Origin of the sequence: Pseudoalteromonas aquimarina, from assembly GCF_049257255.1 — a bacterium.
In the GTDB taxonomy this organism is placed as follows: domain Bacteria; phylum Pseudomonadota; class Gammaproteobacteria; order Enterobacterales; family Alteromonadaceae; genus Pseudoalteromonas.
In genome coordinates this window covers 264,903-282,067 of record NZ_JBMMUG010000007.1, presented here as the reverse complement: position 1 = coordinate 282,067, position 17,165 = coordinate 264,903, and the positions used below count along the sequence as shown (strand labels likewise).

The 17,165-nt window shown below is 37.2% G+C and carries 15 protein-coding genes; 6 read left to right on the top strand and 9 right to left on the bottom strand.

Going from position 1 to position 17,165, the window contains the following annotated elements:
* Window positions 1-11: 11 nt before the first annotated feature.
* Window positions 12-290, bottom strand: a complete 279-nt coding sequence (locus tag AAEU29_RS17990; RefSeq protein ID WP_421974605.1) for a YcgL domain-containing protein — start codon at window positions 288-290, stop codon at window positions 12-14.
* 136 nt (window positions 291-426) lie between these two features.
* On the opposite strand from AAEU29_RS17990, the gene minC reads away from it, so the two are divergent.
* Genes minC through minE form a run of 3 tightly spaced genes read left to right on the top strand, consistent with a single transcriptional unit; the run spans window position 427 to window position 2,206 of the window.
* A complete protein-coding gene (gene minC, locus AAEU29_RS17985; protein ID WP_421974604.1) occupies window positions 427-1,125 on the top strand; it encodes a septum site-determining protein MinC in 699 nt (232 codons plus the stop codon).
* Window positions 1,126-1,137: 12 nt separating this feature from the next.
* Window positions 1,138-1,947 (top strand): septum site-determining protein MinD, encoded by an 810-nt coding sequence (gene minD, locus AAEU29_RS17980; RefSeq protein ID WP_274760433.1) that lies wholly within the window; start codon window positions 1,138-1,140, stop codon window positions 1,945-1,947.
* A gap of 1 nt (window position 1,948) precedes the next feature.
* Window positions 1,949-2,206 carry a cell division topological specificity factor MinE gene (minE, locus tag AAEU29_RS17975; protein WP_421974603.1) on the top strand — a complete coding sequence of 86 codons (258 nt, stop codon included), beginning with the start codon at window positions 1,949-1,951 and terminating at the stop codon, window positions 2,204-2,206.
* A 40-nt stretch (window positions 2,207-2,246) separates the two neighbouring features.
* On the opposite strand, the gene rnd is transcribed toward minE, so the two are convergent.
* The 3 genes from rnd to AAEU29_RS17960 all read right to left on the bottom strand — a co-directional run bounded on the left by rnd (window position 2,247) and on the right by AAEU29_RS17960 (window position 6,070).
* Window positions 2,247-3,368, bottom strand: coding sequence for a ribonuclease D (gene rnd, locus AAEU29_RS17970; protein WP_421974602.1), 1,122 nt, complete (start codon window positions 3,366-3,368; stop codon window positions 2,247-2,249).
* Between the two features lie 57 nt (window positions 3,369-3,425).
* Entirely contained in the window at window positions 3,426-5,087 is a 1,662-nt protein-coding gene (gene fadD / locus AAEU29_RS17965; RefSeq protein WP_421974601.1) for a long-chain-fatty-acid--CoA ligase FadD, read from the bottom strand.
* 131 nt (window positions 5,088-5,218) lie between these two features.
* Entirely contained in the window at window positions 5,219-6,070 is an 852-nt protein-coding gene (locus AAEU29_RS17960; RefSeq protein WP_421974600.1) for an alpha/beta hydrolase, read from the bottom strand.
* Window positions 6,071-6,148: 78 nt separating this feature from the next.
* On the opposite strand from AAEU29_RS17960, the gene AAEU29_RS17955 reads away from it, so the two are divergent.
* Window positions 6,149-7,468 (top strand): alkaline phosphatase, encoded by a 1,320-nt coding sequence (locus AAEU29_RS17955; RefSeq protein ID WP_421974599.1) that lies wholly within the window; start codon window positions 6,149-6,151, stop codon window positions 7,466-7,468.
* A 196-nt stretch (window positions 7,469-7,664) separates the two neighbouring features.
* On the opposite strand, the gene tsaB is transcribed toward AAEU29_RS17955, so the two are convergent.
* The 5 genes from tsaB to AAEU29_RS17930 form a co-directional block, all read right to left on the bottom strand.
* On the bottom strand, window positions 7,665-8,345 hold the full coding sequence (gene tsaB / locus AAEU29_RS17950; protein ID WP_421974598.1) for a tRNA (adenosine(37)-N6)-threonylcarbamoyltransferase complex dimerization subunit type 1 TsaB: 681 nt from the start codon (window positions 8,343-8,345) through the stop codon (window positions 7,665-7,667).
* A 3-nt stretch (window positions 8,346-8,348) separates the two neighbouring features.
* Window positions 8,349-10,262: a DNA repair helicase YoaA gene (gene yoaA, locus AAEU29_RS17945; protein ID WP_421974597.1), complete on the bottom strand. Its 1,914-nt coding sequence runs from the start codon at window positions 10,260-10,262 to the stop codon at window positions 8,349-8,351.
* Window positions 10,263-10,548: 286 nt separating this feature from the next.
* On the bottom strand, window positions 10,549-11,634 hold the full coding sequence (locus tag AAEU29_RS17940) for an HDOD domain-containing protein (RefSeq protein WP_421974596.1): 1,086 nt from the start codon (window positions 11,632-11,634) through the stop codon (window positions 10,549-10,551).
* Between the two features lie 91 nt (window positions 11,635-11,725).
* The gene (locus tag AAEU29_RS17935) at window positions 11,726-12,040 is read right to left on the bottom strand and encodes an MGMT family protein (RefSeq protein WP_421974595.1); all 315 of its coding nucleotides are present in this window, start codon (window positions 12,038-12,040) and stop codon (window positions 11,726-11,728) included.
* Window positions 12,030-12,923 (bottom strand): LysR family transcriptional regulator, encoded by an 894-nt coding sequence (locus AAEU29_RS17930; protein ID WP_421974594.1) that lies wholly within the window; start codon window positions 12,921-12,923, stop codon window positions 12,030-12,032. Before AAEU29_RS17930 ends, AAEU29_RS17935 begins: the two co-directional genes overlap by 11 nt.
* A gap of 102 nt (window positions 12,924-13,025) precedes the next feature.
* Between AAEU29_RS17930 and AAEU29_RS17925 the strand changes: the two genes are divergently transcribed.
* Both AAEU29_RS17925 and AAEU29_RS17920 read left to right on the top strand, forming a co-directional pair.
* Entirely contained in the window at window positions 13,026-14,084 is a 1,059-nt protein-coding gene (locus AAEU29_RS17925; RefSeq protein WP_421974593.1) for an efflux RND transporter periplasmic adaptor subunit, read from the top strand.
* Window position 14,085: 1 nt separating this feature from the next.
* Entirely contained in the window at window positions 14,086-17,151 is a 3,066-nt protein-coding gene (locus AAEU29_RS17920) for an efflux RND transporter permease subunit (protein WP_421974592.1), read from the top strand.
* Window positions 17,152-17,165 lie beyond the last annotated feature (14 nt).

Here is a 17,165-nt window from a genome sequence, read left to right as displayed (position 1 = left end):
TTTTTTTAACACTATTGAGAAACTCCATTTTGTTTTCTGAATTCGTCTAATAAACTTTCTTGTTTAGGTGGCAACTGAAGATAAAACCCTTTTTCAGTTAACTCTTGTTGAACTTTATCAAGATCAGCCACACCGAGTTTTTCGCGTTTTGCTAAATTAATTAACATCACAAAACTTGGTTGACCAAAAGTGGCCATTAAAGGTTCCGGAACTTTTGAAAAATCATCTCTTTTTTCAACATAGAGATAGGTATCCGCCTTTTTTTTACTTTTATATACTGCACTAAGCATTCAATCACCTTTTACTTCTTGCGTAACACTGCATCACACTATACCATGGCATACACTAAAAGTGAGATAAATTGCGCTTAACGGCTCGATTTTAGAATAAAATCAGCCAGTAATTTTTATAATAATAATTGAGATTATGTCGGAACAAATTTTTGAATTAAAAGGGAACCTTTTTACGCTGTCTGTATTGCACTTATTTAAGAACGATATTGACGGCTTGATCAGTCAACTGGACGAAAAAATTGCTCAAGTGCCAAAGTTTTTCTTCGGTGCGCCAATTGTCGTTAACTTGCAAACCATTCCAAACGAACACGTCGACTTTGCTAAATTAAAGCAATCTTTAATTGATTTACAACTCAACCCTGTTGGGGTTTGTAATGGTACTGAAGAACAAAATACTGCTGCAAAATTGCATAAACTATCAATTTTAAACTACAGCAAAGATCAAGCGCCAAAAGCAAAACCACAAGCTGCTGCAAATACTTCTATCGTTGAAAAAGAAGTTTTTGTACCTGCACAGATTATTAGTGGCAATGTCCGTGGTGGTCAGCAAGTATATGCTAAAAATCGTGATCTCATCATTACCGGTTCAGTGAGCCCAGGTGCTGAAGTGATTGCCGATGGCAATATTCATGTTTATGGCACTCTTAGAGGACGTGCTATTGCAGGAGCAAAGGGCCAAGAGTCAGTAATATTTTGTCAAAAATTAAATGCCGAACTTGTTTCAATCAATGGTAATTACTGGTTAAGCGACTCACTACAAGGTGAATCATGGGGCAATGCTGCATGTATATCACTCGAAAACGAATCATTAAAAATTTCAGCTTTGGTTTAAAGGATAAATTTCATGGCAAAAGTTATTGTTGTCACATCAGGTAAAGGCGGTGTTGGTAAGACCACATCAAGTGCTGCAATTGGAACAGGACTTGCCTTAAAAGGCTATAAAACCGTTATTATCGACTTTGATATTGGTCTTCGTAATCTTGATTTAATTATGGGTTGTGAGCGTCGAGTAGTTTATGACTTTGTAAATGTAATCAACAATGAAGCTAATTTGAATCAAGCACTTATTAAAGATAAGCGTGTAGAAAAATTATTTATCCTGCCTGCGTCACAAACTCGTGACAAAGATGCACTAACCAAAGAAGGCGTTGAGCTTGTACTAAATGAGCTTAAAAAAGACTTCGACTTTATTATTTGTGACTCACCAGCGGGTATTGAAGCTGGTGCTATGATGGCACTTTATTTTGCCGACGAAGCGATTGTTACCACCAATCCAGAAGTTTCATCAGTACGTGACTCGGATCGTATTTTAGGTATTTTACAAAGCAAATCGAAACGTGCTGAAGAAGGTTTAGAGAATGTGAAAGAACATCTCCTTCTTACTCGTTATAACCCTGAGCGTGTTGCTTCTGGTGAAATGTTATCAGTTGAAGATGTTCAAGATATTCTAGCAATTGACTTATTAGGTGTTATTCCTGAGTCAAAAGCAGTGTTAAATGCGTCAAACTCAGGTCAGCCTGTCATTCTTGACTCAGATTCAGATGCAGGCAAAGCATACTCTGATGCCATTGACCGTTTGCTTGGTGAAAAGGTCGATTTCCGCTTCTTAGAAGCAGAGAAAAAAGGCCTACTTAAACGGATTTTTGGAGGTTAATGTGTCATTACTTGATTACTTTCGCTCGCAAAAGAAAACAACTGCAAGTTTAGCAAAAGAACGTTTACAAATTATTGTTGCTCATGAGCGTTCTAGCCGTGGCACGCCGGATTATTTGCCACAATTAAAGCAAGACATTTTAGATGTTATCCGTAAGTACGTAAATATCGAGCAAGATCAGGTTCAAGTACAGCTTGAACAAAATGAAGATGATCTGGCAGTACTGGAACTAAATGTTACCTTGCCAGACGAAAAATAATAAAAATAGCCTGCTCAATGCAGGCTTTTTTATTATTTTTTTAAAACCAGTCTTTTAAACCTGTCTCGACAATTTCTTTACGCCAAGAACGCATTAGATCAGGTTTTAATTGCCCTGCCTCTTCACTTTTTTCTTTCCATTTCCAACTGATCAATTGGTTCATTTGCTTTTTACTTGCAAGCACATCTAGCGGAATGTCATTTTGATTTGCTATTGATTCTAATTTAGCACGCATATCTTTCAGTGATTTTTTGTAGCCCGTAAAATCAATTAGACGTTTTATTTTTGCAGGATACTCGCTTTCATCTTTTTCAAGCGCAAGCTTTACTAAATTGATAAGGGTTTTACCATAGCGATTAATAAGTGCTTGATCACCTTCACACACGCGCTTTAGCGCACCAAAATGTGTTGGTTGTTGCTTTGCAATTTCAAATACGATTGATTCTTTAACAATGAAATTAAGTGCTAAATTTTTCTCACGTGCACGGTTTAACCGCCAACCAGCAACTTGTTGTAATACAGCTAATTGTTTCGGGTTTAATTGCCATGCATTTTTGATATCAAGATAAGCTAAATCGAGCGGAGTATCGTAAGCGCGTTTATTTGCAATTAATTCGCTTTCGCTTACAACAATTGCTTGTTTCTGCTCAGATAATTTATTAGCTATTAATTCATAGCAAGGCATTAAATAAAATACGTCAGCTGCCGCGTAATCAAGCTGAGCTTTTGTTAATGGTCTTTGCAACCAATTGGTGCGTGATTCACTTTTATCTATTTGCTCATCAAGTAACATTTCCACCATATTGGCAAAGCCAACACAGTTGCGCTCACCAAGTAAACTTAAAGCAAATTGTGTGTCAAAAAGCGGTTTAGGAATGCAATTACCATGACGAGAAAACACTTCTAGATCTTCAGAAGGTGAATGCAATACTTTAATAATATTAGTATTTTCCATTAACTGCCAAAAGCCTGATAAATCTAGATTGGCTGTTGGGTCTATTAAACTAATCATTTTGCCATCATAAATTTGCAGTAAGGCAAGCTCTGGATACAAGGTGCGACGGCGCATAAATTCAGTATCTATTGCAAGGATTGGCTTTGTTGAATAATCCGTGATGGCTAAATCGAGACTTTCTTGTTCTGTTATTAATGCGTACTGCACTGTATTTCCTCATAAAAAAACCGGCTTATGCCGGTTTTTAAATTTTGGGTTACCCCATTAACTTGCTTCTTTAAGTGCGCGTCTTAAAATTTTACCGACGTTAGTTTTTGGTAAATCCTCACGGAATTCAACAAACTTAGGCACTTTGTAATTGGTCAAGTTTTCACGACAATGCTTAATTATATCTTTTTCTGTCAGTGATTGGTCTTTTTTCACAACAAAAATCTTAACTTGTTCACCGCTTACTTCATGAGGAACACCAATTGCAGCTACTTCAAGAACACCGTCATGCATTGCAACCACTTCTTCCACTTCGTTAGGGAATACGTTAAAGCCAGATACAATAATCATGTCTTTTTTACGGTCAACAATATAGAAGAAACCTTCTTCATCGAATTTTGCAACGTCACCCGTTGCGAACCAACCGTCATTTAAACAATCAGCTGTCGCTTCTGGGCGATTATAGTAACCTTTCATAACTTGTGGGCCTTTTACCCAAAGTTCACCTGATTCACCCAGTTCAGCTTCTGTGCCATCTTCTTTAACAATTTTAAGTTCAGTGCTTGGTGCAGGTAGACCAATTGAACCGTTAAAGCCATCGAGATCATACGGGCTGACTGTTACAAGTGGTGCACACTCGGTTAAACCGTAGCCTTCAACTAAGCGAGAATCAGTAACTTTTTGCCATTTTTCAGCAACTGGACGCTGAACAGCCATGCCCCCACCAAGTGAAATTTTCAGTGAAGAAAAGTCTAGTTCAGAAAAGCCTGGTGAATTTAGTAAGCCATTGAATAAGGTATTAACACCTGTCATTACAGTGAATTTTTTACCTTTAAGCTCTTTGATAAAACCTTTCATATCACGCGGGTTAGTGATCAGTAAGTTATGACCACCATATTTCATAAAGGTTAAGCAATTCGCTGTTAGAGCAAAGATATGGTAAAGCGGTAATGCTGTAACGACCATTTCTTGACCTTTCTTAAGTAGTGGGTCTAAACAACCTGTTACTTGTTCAAGGTTTGCAACCATATTGCCATGGGTTAACATTGCGCCTTTTGATACACCCGTTGTACCACCGGTATATTGTAAAAATGCAAGGCAATCTTGTGTCAGTTCTGGACGAGTATACTTAGTTGCATCGCCTTGTTTCATAACATCAGCAAATTCAATCACATTTGGTAATGTATAACCCGGTACCATTTTCTTTAAATGCTTTACTACAAAATTTACTAAGTGTTTCTTCACACCACCAAGCATGTCACCAATCTCAGTAACAACAATGTTTTTTACATTAGTGTGAGGTAACGCTTCTTCTAATGTGCGAGCAAAATTAGCAAGAATAATGATTGTTGTAGTCTCAGAATCATTTAATTGATGCTCAAGCTCACGTGTTGTGTAAAGCGGGTTTACATTTACAACTGTTGCGCCAGCACGTAGTGTACCGAGGATAGCAATAGGTGTTTGTAACAGATTAGGCATCATAACAGCGACTTTATCGCCTTTTTTAACACCTAATTGATTTTGCAAATATGAAGCAAATCGCTTTGTTGCGTTATCCATCTGCTGATATGAGAAAACTTTGCCCATGTTTTCAAAGGCTGGAAGCTGTGAATAATCTTGAAAGCTTTTTTCAAATAGTTCAAGCAGGGAGTCATAGTGCTGTGGATCTATTTCAGCAGGAACTCCCGCTGGGTAACGCTTCAACCAAATCTTTTCCACGATAGGCTCCTATAATTTATATTTATTGTTTGTGTTCAACTTAAACCTTAATTCATGTAAGGCGAATTAACAATTGAGTAAATACTCTAAAGCGCTAATGTTCACATATTTATTCACGTTATACAAACTATTTAAAACATACCCTTTACGTAAACGTTAACCTTATTAGCTACTTCTTTGGGGTACTCTAAATGGCAATGATGCCCACCAGAAACTTGGTTTATCGTTAGGTTTGAAAAGTATTTACTATATTTTTCAATACCTTGATTTACTAGAGAATACCCATTAGTTGCTTTAATTACGAGCATTGGCGTTATAATATTTTTACACATTTCTATACACTGATTAGGTGTAAAACGAAACCCAGAGTGATGTTTAAGCTTTGGGTCTGTGCATAGTTTGTAACCATTTTCTAATAGTTCTGTATTTCTTTCCATTAAAAGCGATGCGTGTTGTTTACTTAAATCACTTACAGCTATGCGTGCTTTCACTATTTGTTCAAAACTTGAAAATATACGTTTGGTTTTATTTTCGGTACGATTTAATATGGCATTCTTTAATTGTGTCGTCACTTCATTTTCATCTGTTGTGACACACGCAATCCCTTCAATTGCTATCACTGCTTTAACATGCTCTGGAAAACAGGCAGCAAAAAGATTAGCAACCATCGCCCCCATTGAATGGCCTATAATAATAACCTGTTCATTTGGCGCTATTTGCTGTTTTAACCTAAACACATCATCAACATAATCGATAAAGTAGTAATGTGCTTGGCTATTTCGCCAATCTGATTTGCCGTGCCCTGGAAAATCAATCGCGTACCAATCAAAATGTGAGAGTTCACTCATAAGAGGTACAAAAGAATTACTGTTATCTTGCCAACCATGCAAAGCAATTACTTTAGTTGCATTGTTTTGTACCCTTTGACACGCAATTGTTAGTTCATTGATCTGATAAAATGTTTCGAAGCTATTTTGTTGCAATGAATTCACCGATAAAAATGTTATTTAACGTGTAAATACGTTATGTTTGTCGCCAAAATAACATAGAACTAAACACACATGAAAAAATCTTTAATTGCATCAGCAGTGTTATTTTCATCAACTGCCATTGCAAATGTCGAAGCGCCTAAAAATATAATTTATATGATTGGTGATGGTATGGGACCTGCGTATACAGCAGGTTATCGCTATTATATGGATGACCCGTCAACTAAAGTCGTTGAAAAAACAATTTTTGATGAGTTATTTGTTGGCATGGCTCGTACTAGCCCTGATGATGATACAGTAGTAACTGACAGTGCTGCCGGTGCAACGGCTCTATCCACTGCAACCAAAAGCTACAATGGTGCTATTGCCGTTGATACTCATAAAAAACCTCTTACAACAATGCTGCAAATTGCTAAGTCAAAAGGCTTAACAACTGCACTTGTTGCTACATCTCAGATAAATCATGCAACACCTGCAAGTTTTGCTGCGCATAATGAATACCGACGTAATTACAATGAAATTGCCGACGATTACATTGATGTAAAAGTAAATGGCAAACTTGCTGTGGACTTGCTACTTGGTGGTGGTTACAAATATTTTATCCGTGAAGATCGCGATTTAGTCAGCGAATTTAAACAAGCTGGTTATCACTATGAAAGCGATTACGATAAATTACACACCATAAATTCATTACCTGCTATTGGGTTATTTAAAGAAACAGCATTTGCCTATGCGATTGATCAATACCCTACTCGTCTTAGTGATATGGCAGAACAAACCTTCTCTTTATTAGATAAAAATAAAGAAAATGGTTTCTTTGTCATGTTAGAAGGCTCGCAAATAGATTGGTGTGGTCACGCTAATGATATTGCCTGCGCCATGGCTGAAATGGACGATTTTGCAAATGCAATTAAGAAAGCTAAGCAGTATGTAGATAGTAACCCGGAAACATTATTAGTGGTTACCGCAGATCATAGCACTGGCGGCTTAACTCTAGGTGCTAATGGTGATTACTCTTGGCATACAAATGTAATTAAAGGCGTTAAAGCAAGTGGCAGTAAAATTGCTAAGGCATTAATGAAATCAGACAATTTATTAGCTACCTGGCAGGATAAAACAGCAATTACTCTTGATAAAGACCAAGCTGAGTTGCTTGTAAATAAGGTAATGACGGCTAAAAATGAAAAATCTAGCGAAACATCAGCTAAAGAGCAACTTGTTGAGCATGTGAAAATGCTTATTAGTAAAGCGTCTAATACCGGATGGACAACCTCAGGTCATACCGCAATTGACGTACCGATTTTAGCGTATGGTAAAGGTGCAGATGAATTTAGAGGTCATCTCGATAATACCGAAATTGCGAGTAAGTTAATTAACTTTATTAAGCAATAAAAATCAGGGTGCATTAACGCACCCTTTTTATTTTCTTATACCAATTTTGTTAAGTAGGTGATCAGGCTTAGCGTTAGATAAATCAAATGGATACTATGCGAAATTTACTTATGCAATTGTTCTACATTGATAAATTCAAACACAGTTGCATGATATCTAGTCTGTTAAGATGAACAACTATTTGAGTTAATTGGTCTTACTCTCTTCCCGGTAGTTTTTTCCAGGTTACAGTATCACGCACGTAAACAGGCTGCGCATCTGCTGCTGCAACCGTATTACCCTGTGCTAATTCAAGCTCTGCTTGTTTTGCCATAAAACGCGCATTTGGTAATGTAATGTCATTATTAATCGTAAAGTTATCAGCAGAAAAATATTCACTGTAAGTTTGGCAACCAGTACCAACAACTAATGCGTCAATACTCGGCAATTGAAGGTCTTCGGGTTTTAACACTTGTTCGCTTGATGCAAATTCAGCAAGGTCATTTTCGCCACGCTTAAACTCTGCATAATAAATCTCACCCATACGCGCATCAATTGTGGCAATCACATAATCAGCATCACAGCTATCAAATGCCTGCTGGGCCATAATTTGTAAATTAGAAATGCCGATAACAGGTAAGTTAGCAGCGAATGCAAGCCCTTGAGTTACAGAAACACCTACGCGTACACCTGTGAAACTACCTGGCCCTCTACCAAATGCGATTGCATCTAAATCAGTTAAAGAAACGTTGCCCTTGTTAAGGATTGAGTCAATTAACGGTAACATTTTTTGACTGTGCTGCTGAGGACACACTTCAAAATGTGCATTTTCTAAATCACAACTTAATGCCACAGAAAGTGCCTCAGTGGCTGCATCTAATAAAAGTATTTTTGTCATAAGTTATTTAATTGCTTCTAAAAATTCTGACGCTTTTGATAAATCACGGGTTCGCGCCATGTTTGGTAAACTGGCGAGGAAGATTCTACCATATTCACGTGTAACAAGGCGATTATCACAAATTACCAATACGCCTTTGTCTTTTTGGTCACGTATTAATCGACCCACGCCTTGCTTTAATGCAATTACAGCACTGGGTAATTGTAACGAATAAAAAGGGTCGTGCCCTTGCCCACTGTGTGACTTCATTTTTGCTTGAAGAAGTGGGTCGTCCGGTGCAGCAAAGGGTAACTTATCAATAATAACACAAGATAATGCATCACCTCGCACATCAACACCTTCCCAAAAAGATGCAGTACCAAGCAATACCGAATTGCCATGCATAACAAACTTTTCAAGCAATATACGTTTTGACGCTTGGCCTTGCACTAATAACGGGTACTCCACACTATGAGCTAAGCCATCTGCAACTAAATTAAGCATGCGATAACTAGTAAAAAGGATAAAACATCGCCCTTTTGCAGCTTTAATCATTTGTTTTGCAATACTTACTATTGAAAAACCCATTTCTGATTTACTTGGCTCAGGTAAGTAACGCGGTATGCATAACATCGCCTGATTTTCGTAATCAAATGGGCTGTCATAGACTTCCATTATTGAGGTACTTAAACCAAGATCATTAGCAAAATGCGTTAAGTCACCATTAACAGCAAGTGTTGCAGAAGTAAAAATCCAGCTAGAAGTTGCATTATCTACAAGTGCCCTGAAACGCTCCGAGACATTTAATGGTGTGATACTAAAAGTAAGATGACGCTTTGTTGTTTCGTACCAAAAACTATAACCTGGCTTTTGTGCCTCATACATAGTTTCTAGCTGCCCTTTGAGGCTTGCGGTTCGCTCAAATAACTTTTCTATTTTATCACTGCGTTCTAAACAGAGTTTAAGCACTTGATAGAGAAAACTAATGTCATTAATCACACGTTCAATGGCACGATAAACATTTGGCTGTTTTATCATTTGTTGCCAATCACCGCGCTGACTTTCACTTGGAAATTGTAAACGTAAATCCCACACTGAGGTTTCAAGTTTATCAATTGTTTTACCAAGCTGGATCATATCGAACAATTCCGCACGGTAAACTAAGCGAATATCACGAACTAGTTCAATTACCATTCGGGTGCTAACACGGCTAGCAAAATATTCTGAGGCAATATTGGGAAGCTGATGTGCTTCATCAAAAATATAACAATTTACATTAGGGATTAGTTCACCAAAACCTGACTCTTTTACTACCGCATCAGCTAAAAATAAATGATGATTCACAACCACTAAGTCTGATTCAATTGCTTTTATTCTGGCTTTTCTGACAAAACAATCTTGAAACGAAGGACATTCTTTACCTAAACAGTTATCAGCTGTTGATGTAACATATGGCAGTACTTTGGCATCTTCTTCAATGCCACTACAGTCGGCCATATCCCCTGAGCGGGTTTCACCTGAAAACTTGGCAACCATTGCTAATTGATGCATCACATCTGGATCGTCAACCGGTACATGTGTAACATGCTGATTTAATCGCTCAATACATAAATAGTTTGAGCGCCCTTTTAGTAACGCTATTTTCTTTCCTTTACCAAGTATTTTTTTAAGCGTAGGTAAATCTCGATGGAACAATTGTTCTTGCAGTGCTTTTGAGCCGGTCGACACCATGACTTTTTTATCAGAAAGTAACGCAGGAACTAAATAAGCAAATGTTTTGCCTGTGCCTGTACCTGCCTCAACAATAGCCTGCTTATCATGCTTAATTGCATTGGCAACTGATTTTGCCATATCAATTTGTGGTTTTCGTGGGGCATATCCTTTTATTGCAAGTGCAAAAGGACCAGTTTGACCAAACAAAGTATCGATATTGTTCATTAACAGGCAGGAATATTGAGAATGGCTGGAAGTGTAGCGATTATATGTAAGTTCAACAAGTAGCAAATAAGAGGCATTTAGTAAGACAACGTACAGTGCCTCTTAACATTTTAATTAATTTAACTAATCATTACTTATTTTGACCGTTTTTAAATTAGAAGAAACTAATGAGTAAGCAAAAAGTAAAGTCGCAAGCACAATAGAAAAATAATACCAAAACATATTCATTCTCCACTAATTTTTTAAATATCTTAGTGATGTAGGAATGAATGTTTGCTTAATAGTGTTAATCAACAGCAATGAGAGAATGGATTAGTTCGATAACCGTGTCTTTATCACTAGTAACAATAAGCGCTTTGTCGATATCTAACTCATCAAGACTCAGTTTAGTATGCATCACTAAAATGGTTAACATGGCTAATTGGTTTGCCTCGAAAACAGCTGCAGCGATTGGGTAACTTTTGCTGTAATTAATTAACGCTTGTTTGTCAGTAATTTTAGTTTGTACAGCAAGTGATTCCAAAATATTGCGGGGAAAATGCCAAAGCTTTGCGATGTCTAATGTTAAACGTTGACCATAAGCAGTAATTAGACGTTTTAAATTATGCGCGTTAGGTTGAGAGTCTGGGCAAACACTTGCAAATGCATCAATCATTAGCTGAAAAATAACCATACAACCCAAATTAATAAGTAGCCCAACTAAATAAGCCTCTTCAGCATTTTGATTTTGTTTAGCTACAAACTGTTTACTTATCCTGCCGGTAATTTGGCTGTGTAACCATAAGTTTTTACCGTAATTTTTAAAGTAAATTTGGGCTCTCGGTACCATTTGTGTAACAAAGCCATTAATTACCCCTTCTGTTAATCCTTTTTGTCCAAGTAACATAAAGGCATTTTTCAGATCTGAAATAGGTTTATTACTTCGGTTATAAAAGCTCGAGTTTGCAAGCTCGAGTACTTTAGCTGCAATAACAGGATCTTCACTAATTAAAGAAATTAACTTATCAACATTAAAATCGACTGAATTTAATGTATTCATTACTTCAGTTAAAGAACTTGGTACAACAGGTAGTGAGCTTAAAATCTCATTTGGTTGGCGAAGTAACTGTAGAAGTTTATTTTCTATTAAATCGCTTAACGGGTCGTGCGTTGTATTGTTTAACAATGAATTAAAAAGGAGTTCGTAAAAGCTATCGATAAATGCTTGTGCAGCAGGTTTTTTAAAATCTATAGGGCTTTCAATTTGCTGCATTTTAAAATTGATCTCACCCTCATTTTTGATCCCCTGTTTGGTATTTTCAAAATAGAAATGATCTGCTTCGATTTCTTGTTTTAAAGATGGAAACACTTTAGCTATCAGTTTTTTGAACATACCACATTTATCAATATTGCTTTTTTGTAATTGTAATATGGATTACATAGAGTGCGAGGAATTTATATATTTTACAAGTTTCACTAAACGGTTAATTACCTATCCAAAGGTATTTTTTTAAATTAATTTTGTTATTTTTAAACAGTATTCCTTCGCTTTCTAACCTATTTTTTTGCTCACAAAACTTTTCACCGTTTTCAGGAAAACTGATTTTACCTTGCGAATTAATGACCCTAAACCACGGGATTGTACTGCCTGATGGTAAATTTTTTAAAATTGACCCAACAAAACGCGCATGCCCTTTTAATGAGGCCATTTCAGCTACACTGCCATAGGTTGCAACTTGACCCTTTGGTATTGAAGAAATAACAAGCAAAATTGCATCTCTTTTTTCATCATTTGTCATGATATAAACGCTTTAACCCTTGCCAAATAGTTGTTGCTACTGGACCATAAAAATTACTGTTGCTCCTGAAGGCTCTAAGTTCTGAATGAAACTTATCTTCGCCATCAATGAGTTCTATTTGTACAAGCTCTCCTGAAGCAAGTTCATTACTACAAAAATGCTTAGCTGCTAAGCCCCAGCCGACACCTTGTAATAACATAGACCTTAATGTTGCCAATTCCTCAACCATAACAACTTGCGATCCCTTTGCAAAAGAAAGTTTGTCATCATCAAAAGGTAATTCGGTTGGTTTAAGGGTAAGGCTTGGAATTGCATCAAGCTCTCTACTCAACAATGTCGATTTTCCATTGGGTAATACACTGGGTGCGGCTACTAAAATGACTTCGATGGGTTTTAATTGAATACTCTGAAAATCGCCCGATGCGTGAAATATATCAAACCAAGGACCAATACCAATATCAACCTCACCCTTGGAGAGTTTTTCAATCGCTTTAAAACGTGAACCACCTAATATTTCGAATTGCGTGGCTGGAAATTGTTGAATGACTTTACCTAATAACTGATTGATGCGTGCATCACCACCGAGTTGCTCGTAAGCAATGCATATTTTAGGCTCATAACCTAAAGCCAAAGTAGAACTTACTTTATTTAGCTCATCACAGCTTGTTAGTACTCTTTTTGCTTGTTTATAAAATCTCTCACCGGCCTCTGTTAATTTAAGACGATATCCAGAACGGTCTATTAATGTAAAACCAACCTCTTCTTCTAACTTCTGCATTGCCATAGTAAGCGCAGGCTGTGTTTTATGACACTTTTCTGCTGCTTGTTTCAAACTATCTGATGTGACAATGGCATCTAAAATTGTTAACTGCGTAATCTTCATAAGTTTAACTTATACAGTTCGTAATATTTAATAAATATAATTTTACATAGCCTTTGGTTATTCTGGCTATAGTTTATTAATAATTTCTTTTTGGATAAGTAGATGCGCGCCCTCTTACTCTTGTTACCTGCAATTTTGATCACTGCTTGTAAAGACCCTCAGCCAGAAATCACCGAAAGTACAATTTCTCGACCAGTTAAACTTTTTACTGTGCCTAATACGGGTAGTAGCAATATTCGCCGTTTTCCAGCAAAAGTCGAAGCTAATCAAGGCTCATATTTATCATTTAGAGTTAATGGTGAGCTTATGTCATTTCCAACACTTGCTGGACAATCTGTTGAAAAAGGCCAAATCTTAGCAAAGTTAGACCCCGAAGACTTTAAACTACAACTCAGTGACCGTGAGGCACGTTACAAACTTGCAAAAAACCAGCTTGAGCGCACAGAAACACTTAAAACAAAAGGTATTGCATCACAATCAGAACTTGACCAGGCAAAAGCCAATATGCAGGTTGCATTATCAGCGCTTGAAAAAGCACAAACTGATTTAGAGTACACTGTGCTAAGAGCACCTTTTGCAGGCACAATCAGTAAAGTATTTATCAAAAACTTCGAGAGTGTTGTTGCCAAGCAAAACATTATGCGAATTGAAACACGTGATTTAATGGATGTTACAATTCAAATTCCTGAAAAATTAGTTGCTCGCGTTGATAAAAAAACCACTTACAAACCCAATGTCGTTTTTGATAGCTACCCGAATAAGTCATATGAATTATCGCTAAAAGAATGGGATACACAGGCTGATCCACTTACTTTAAGTTATCGTGTGGTATTTACACTGCCGCTGCCGACAGATTTTAACTTACTCGCTGGTATGACAGGAAATGTGTTGATTGATTTAAATAAAGTGTTTTATTCAAATCAACGTAAATTCACTATTCCAACAACCGCCGTTTTTAGTGACGCAAGTGAAGATTCCTTTGTTTGGCGCTACGACGACGGTAAGCTCGAAAAAGTAAAAGTAGTGCTTGGTGAAATCCATAAAAGTGGGATTGAGATTAATGACGGCCTAAATCCGGGAGATCAAATAGTTAGTGCAGGTGTTCATCATTTAACAGCACAAAGCATTGTTCGTCCTTGGACAAAAGAACGAGGCCTATAAAATGAACATTGCACAGTTATCAATTGAAAAGCGAACGATAAGTTGGCTATTTACCCTAATTTTATTATTTGGTGGCTATTTTTCTTATCAAAAATTGGGCCGTTTGGAAGATCCAGAATTCACATTAAAAAAAGCCATGGTAATAACCAGTTACCCAGGTGCATCACCTGAACAGGTTGAACAAGAAGTTACCTACCCAATTGAAAATGTGATTCAGCAATTACCTTATGTGGATTATGTCACGTCAATTTCTTCACCTGGTTTATCTCAAATCACGGTAGAAATGAAAAGTACCTATCGCAAAGAACAACTTAGGCAAATTTGGGATGAACTGCGTCGTAAAATTAATGACTTATCACCTTCCTTACCGGCAGGCGTTTATCCTTCAAAAGTGATGGATGACTTTGGCGATGTTTATGGTGTGCTTTACTCTATTAGCGGTGACGATTATTCCTATGAAGAATTAGAAAATTACGTTGATTATTTACGACGTGAACTGGTACTGGTTGATGGCGTTGGTAAAGTAACGGTAGCTGGTGAGCAAAAACCGCAAGTTACTGTGGAAATATCAAGCCATAAATTGGCACAACTTGGTATTTCTGCCAACGTTATATACCAGTTACTTCAAAATCAAAATACCGTGTCAAATGCAGGTAAAGTGACTATTGAGGGCGAGTCAATCCGCCTTCATCCTACCGGTGAATTTAAGAACGTTTCTGAACTCGAAGATTTACTTATTTCAAAGCCTGGCGCGAAAGAAATTATTTATTTAGGTGATGTGGCTACCGTAAAACGCGAGTACGCTGAAATCCCAGATAACCCTACTCATTATGCTGGCAAACAAACGTTATTACTGGGTGTTTCCTTTGCATCTGGCGTGAACGTTGTTGAAATTGGTAATAAATTAACAAACCACTTAGCGTCACTTGAATATCAACGCCCTTATGGCATTGAAATTAATACACTCTACAACCAGCCAAAAGAAGTAGAAAAATCGGTTGATGATTTTATTACATCACTTGTACAAGCAGTATCAATAGTAATTGCCGTATTGCTTCTTTTTATGGGGTTACGAAGTGGCTTATTAATTGGTGCTGTTTTACTAATAACGGTATTTGGTACCTTTATTTTTATGATGATGCAACAAATTGATCTACAAAGGATCTCACTTGGTGCTCTGATCATAGCGCTTGGTATGCTTGTGGATAATGCCATTGTCATTACTGAAGGCATTTTAGTTGGTTTGAAAAAAGGCTACAGCAAAGTAAAGGCAGCAAATAGTATTGTTGATCAAACAAAGTGGCCGTTGCTTGGTGCTACTGTAATTGCAATTACCGCTTTTGCACCAATTGGGTTAAGTTCAGATGCAACAGGCGAATTTGCTGGAAGTCTTTTTTACGTATTACTAATTTCACTGCTACTAAGTTGGATTACTGCTATTACGGTAACGCCTTTCTTAGCAAGCGTGCTATTCAAGCAAGAAGCGAAAAACAATCAAAATGATAACGAGGTGGATGCTGATGAACTATATCAAGGCAAACTATTTGTTATTTATGGCAAACTATTAAAAACAGTATTAGCCTGGCCAAAAACAACGCTCAGCTTTATGCTAATTTCTTTGTTTGGTGCACTGGTATTATTTGGCAATGTTAAACAGTCATTTTTCCCACCTTCAAATACACCTATGTTTTATCTTGATTACTGGCGCTATCAAGGTTCTGATATTCGCGCCACAGAGCAAGATATTGACAAGCTAGAGCAATATTTACTAGCAAAACCCCAGGTAGTTGAAGTAACCAGCACGGTAGGACAAGGCGCCCCGCGCTTTATGTTAACTTATGCACCAGAAAAAATTCACCCAGCCTATGGGCAATTGATTATTCGTACTACTGATTTAGAATCGCTCAACGCAATACTTGCAGAAATACGTGAATACGCAGCTGAAAACTTACACAATGCATTTATTAAATTAAAACGTATGGAAATTGGTCCATCAACAGATGCAAAAATAGAGGCGCGTTTCCAAGGTCACGACCCAAAAGTGTTACGCAATTTAGCTGAACAGGCGATTGAAATTCTTAAGAATGATGGCAAAGCTTACAATATAAGACATGACTGGCGCGAATTAACTAAAGTTATTCGCCCTCAATTTAATGAACAAAAAGCACGCCGTTTAGGGATCAGTAAGTCGGATTTAGATAATTTGTTACTAACAACCTTGTCAGGTCGTAAAGTGGGCTTATATCGTGAAGGCACACGTATGCTTCCGATTATTGCCCGTTCACCTGCATCTGAGCGTCTTAATGTTGATTCACTCTATGACTTACAAATTTTTAGTCCTACACTTGGGGTTTACGTTCCAATAGAGCAAATTGTTGATGGCTTTAATACGGAGTGGGAGAACAACCTTATATTGCGACGTGATAGAAAGCGCACTATTACAGTTATGGCAGATCCGAATATTTTAGGCGATGAAACTGCGGCTAACTTATTAAAACGTATAAAACCATTAATAGATGATATTCAACTTCCGCAAGGCTATCACCTTGAATGGGGCGGCGAATTCGAATCAGCTTCGAAAGCGCAAAAAGCTATTTTTGGCTCCTTGCCACTTGGATACCTAGTGATGTTTATCATTACTGTTTTGTTATTTAATTCAATTAAAAAGCCCCTCATTATTTGGGCAACAGTGCCATTAGCTGTTATTGGTGTGACAATTGGTTTGTTTACCATGAATAGCCCGTTTAGTTTTATGGCTTTACTTGGGTTACTTAGTTTGTCTGGTATGCTAATCAAAAATGGCATCGTATTGATGGATCAAATTGAATTAGAGCTATCGCAAGATAAAGCACCCTACATTGCTGTATATCACTCAGCCTTAAGCAGATTAAGACCGGTTTCAATGGCAGCCATTACTACAATTCTAGGTATGATCCCACTGTTATTTGATGTGTTCTTTAAATCAATGGCAGTTACAATTATGTTCGGCTTAGGTTTTGCTACTGTGCTGACATTATTGGTTATCCCTGCCCTTTACAGTTTAGTGTTTAAGGTAAAACCTGCTTAAAAATATTAAATTAG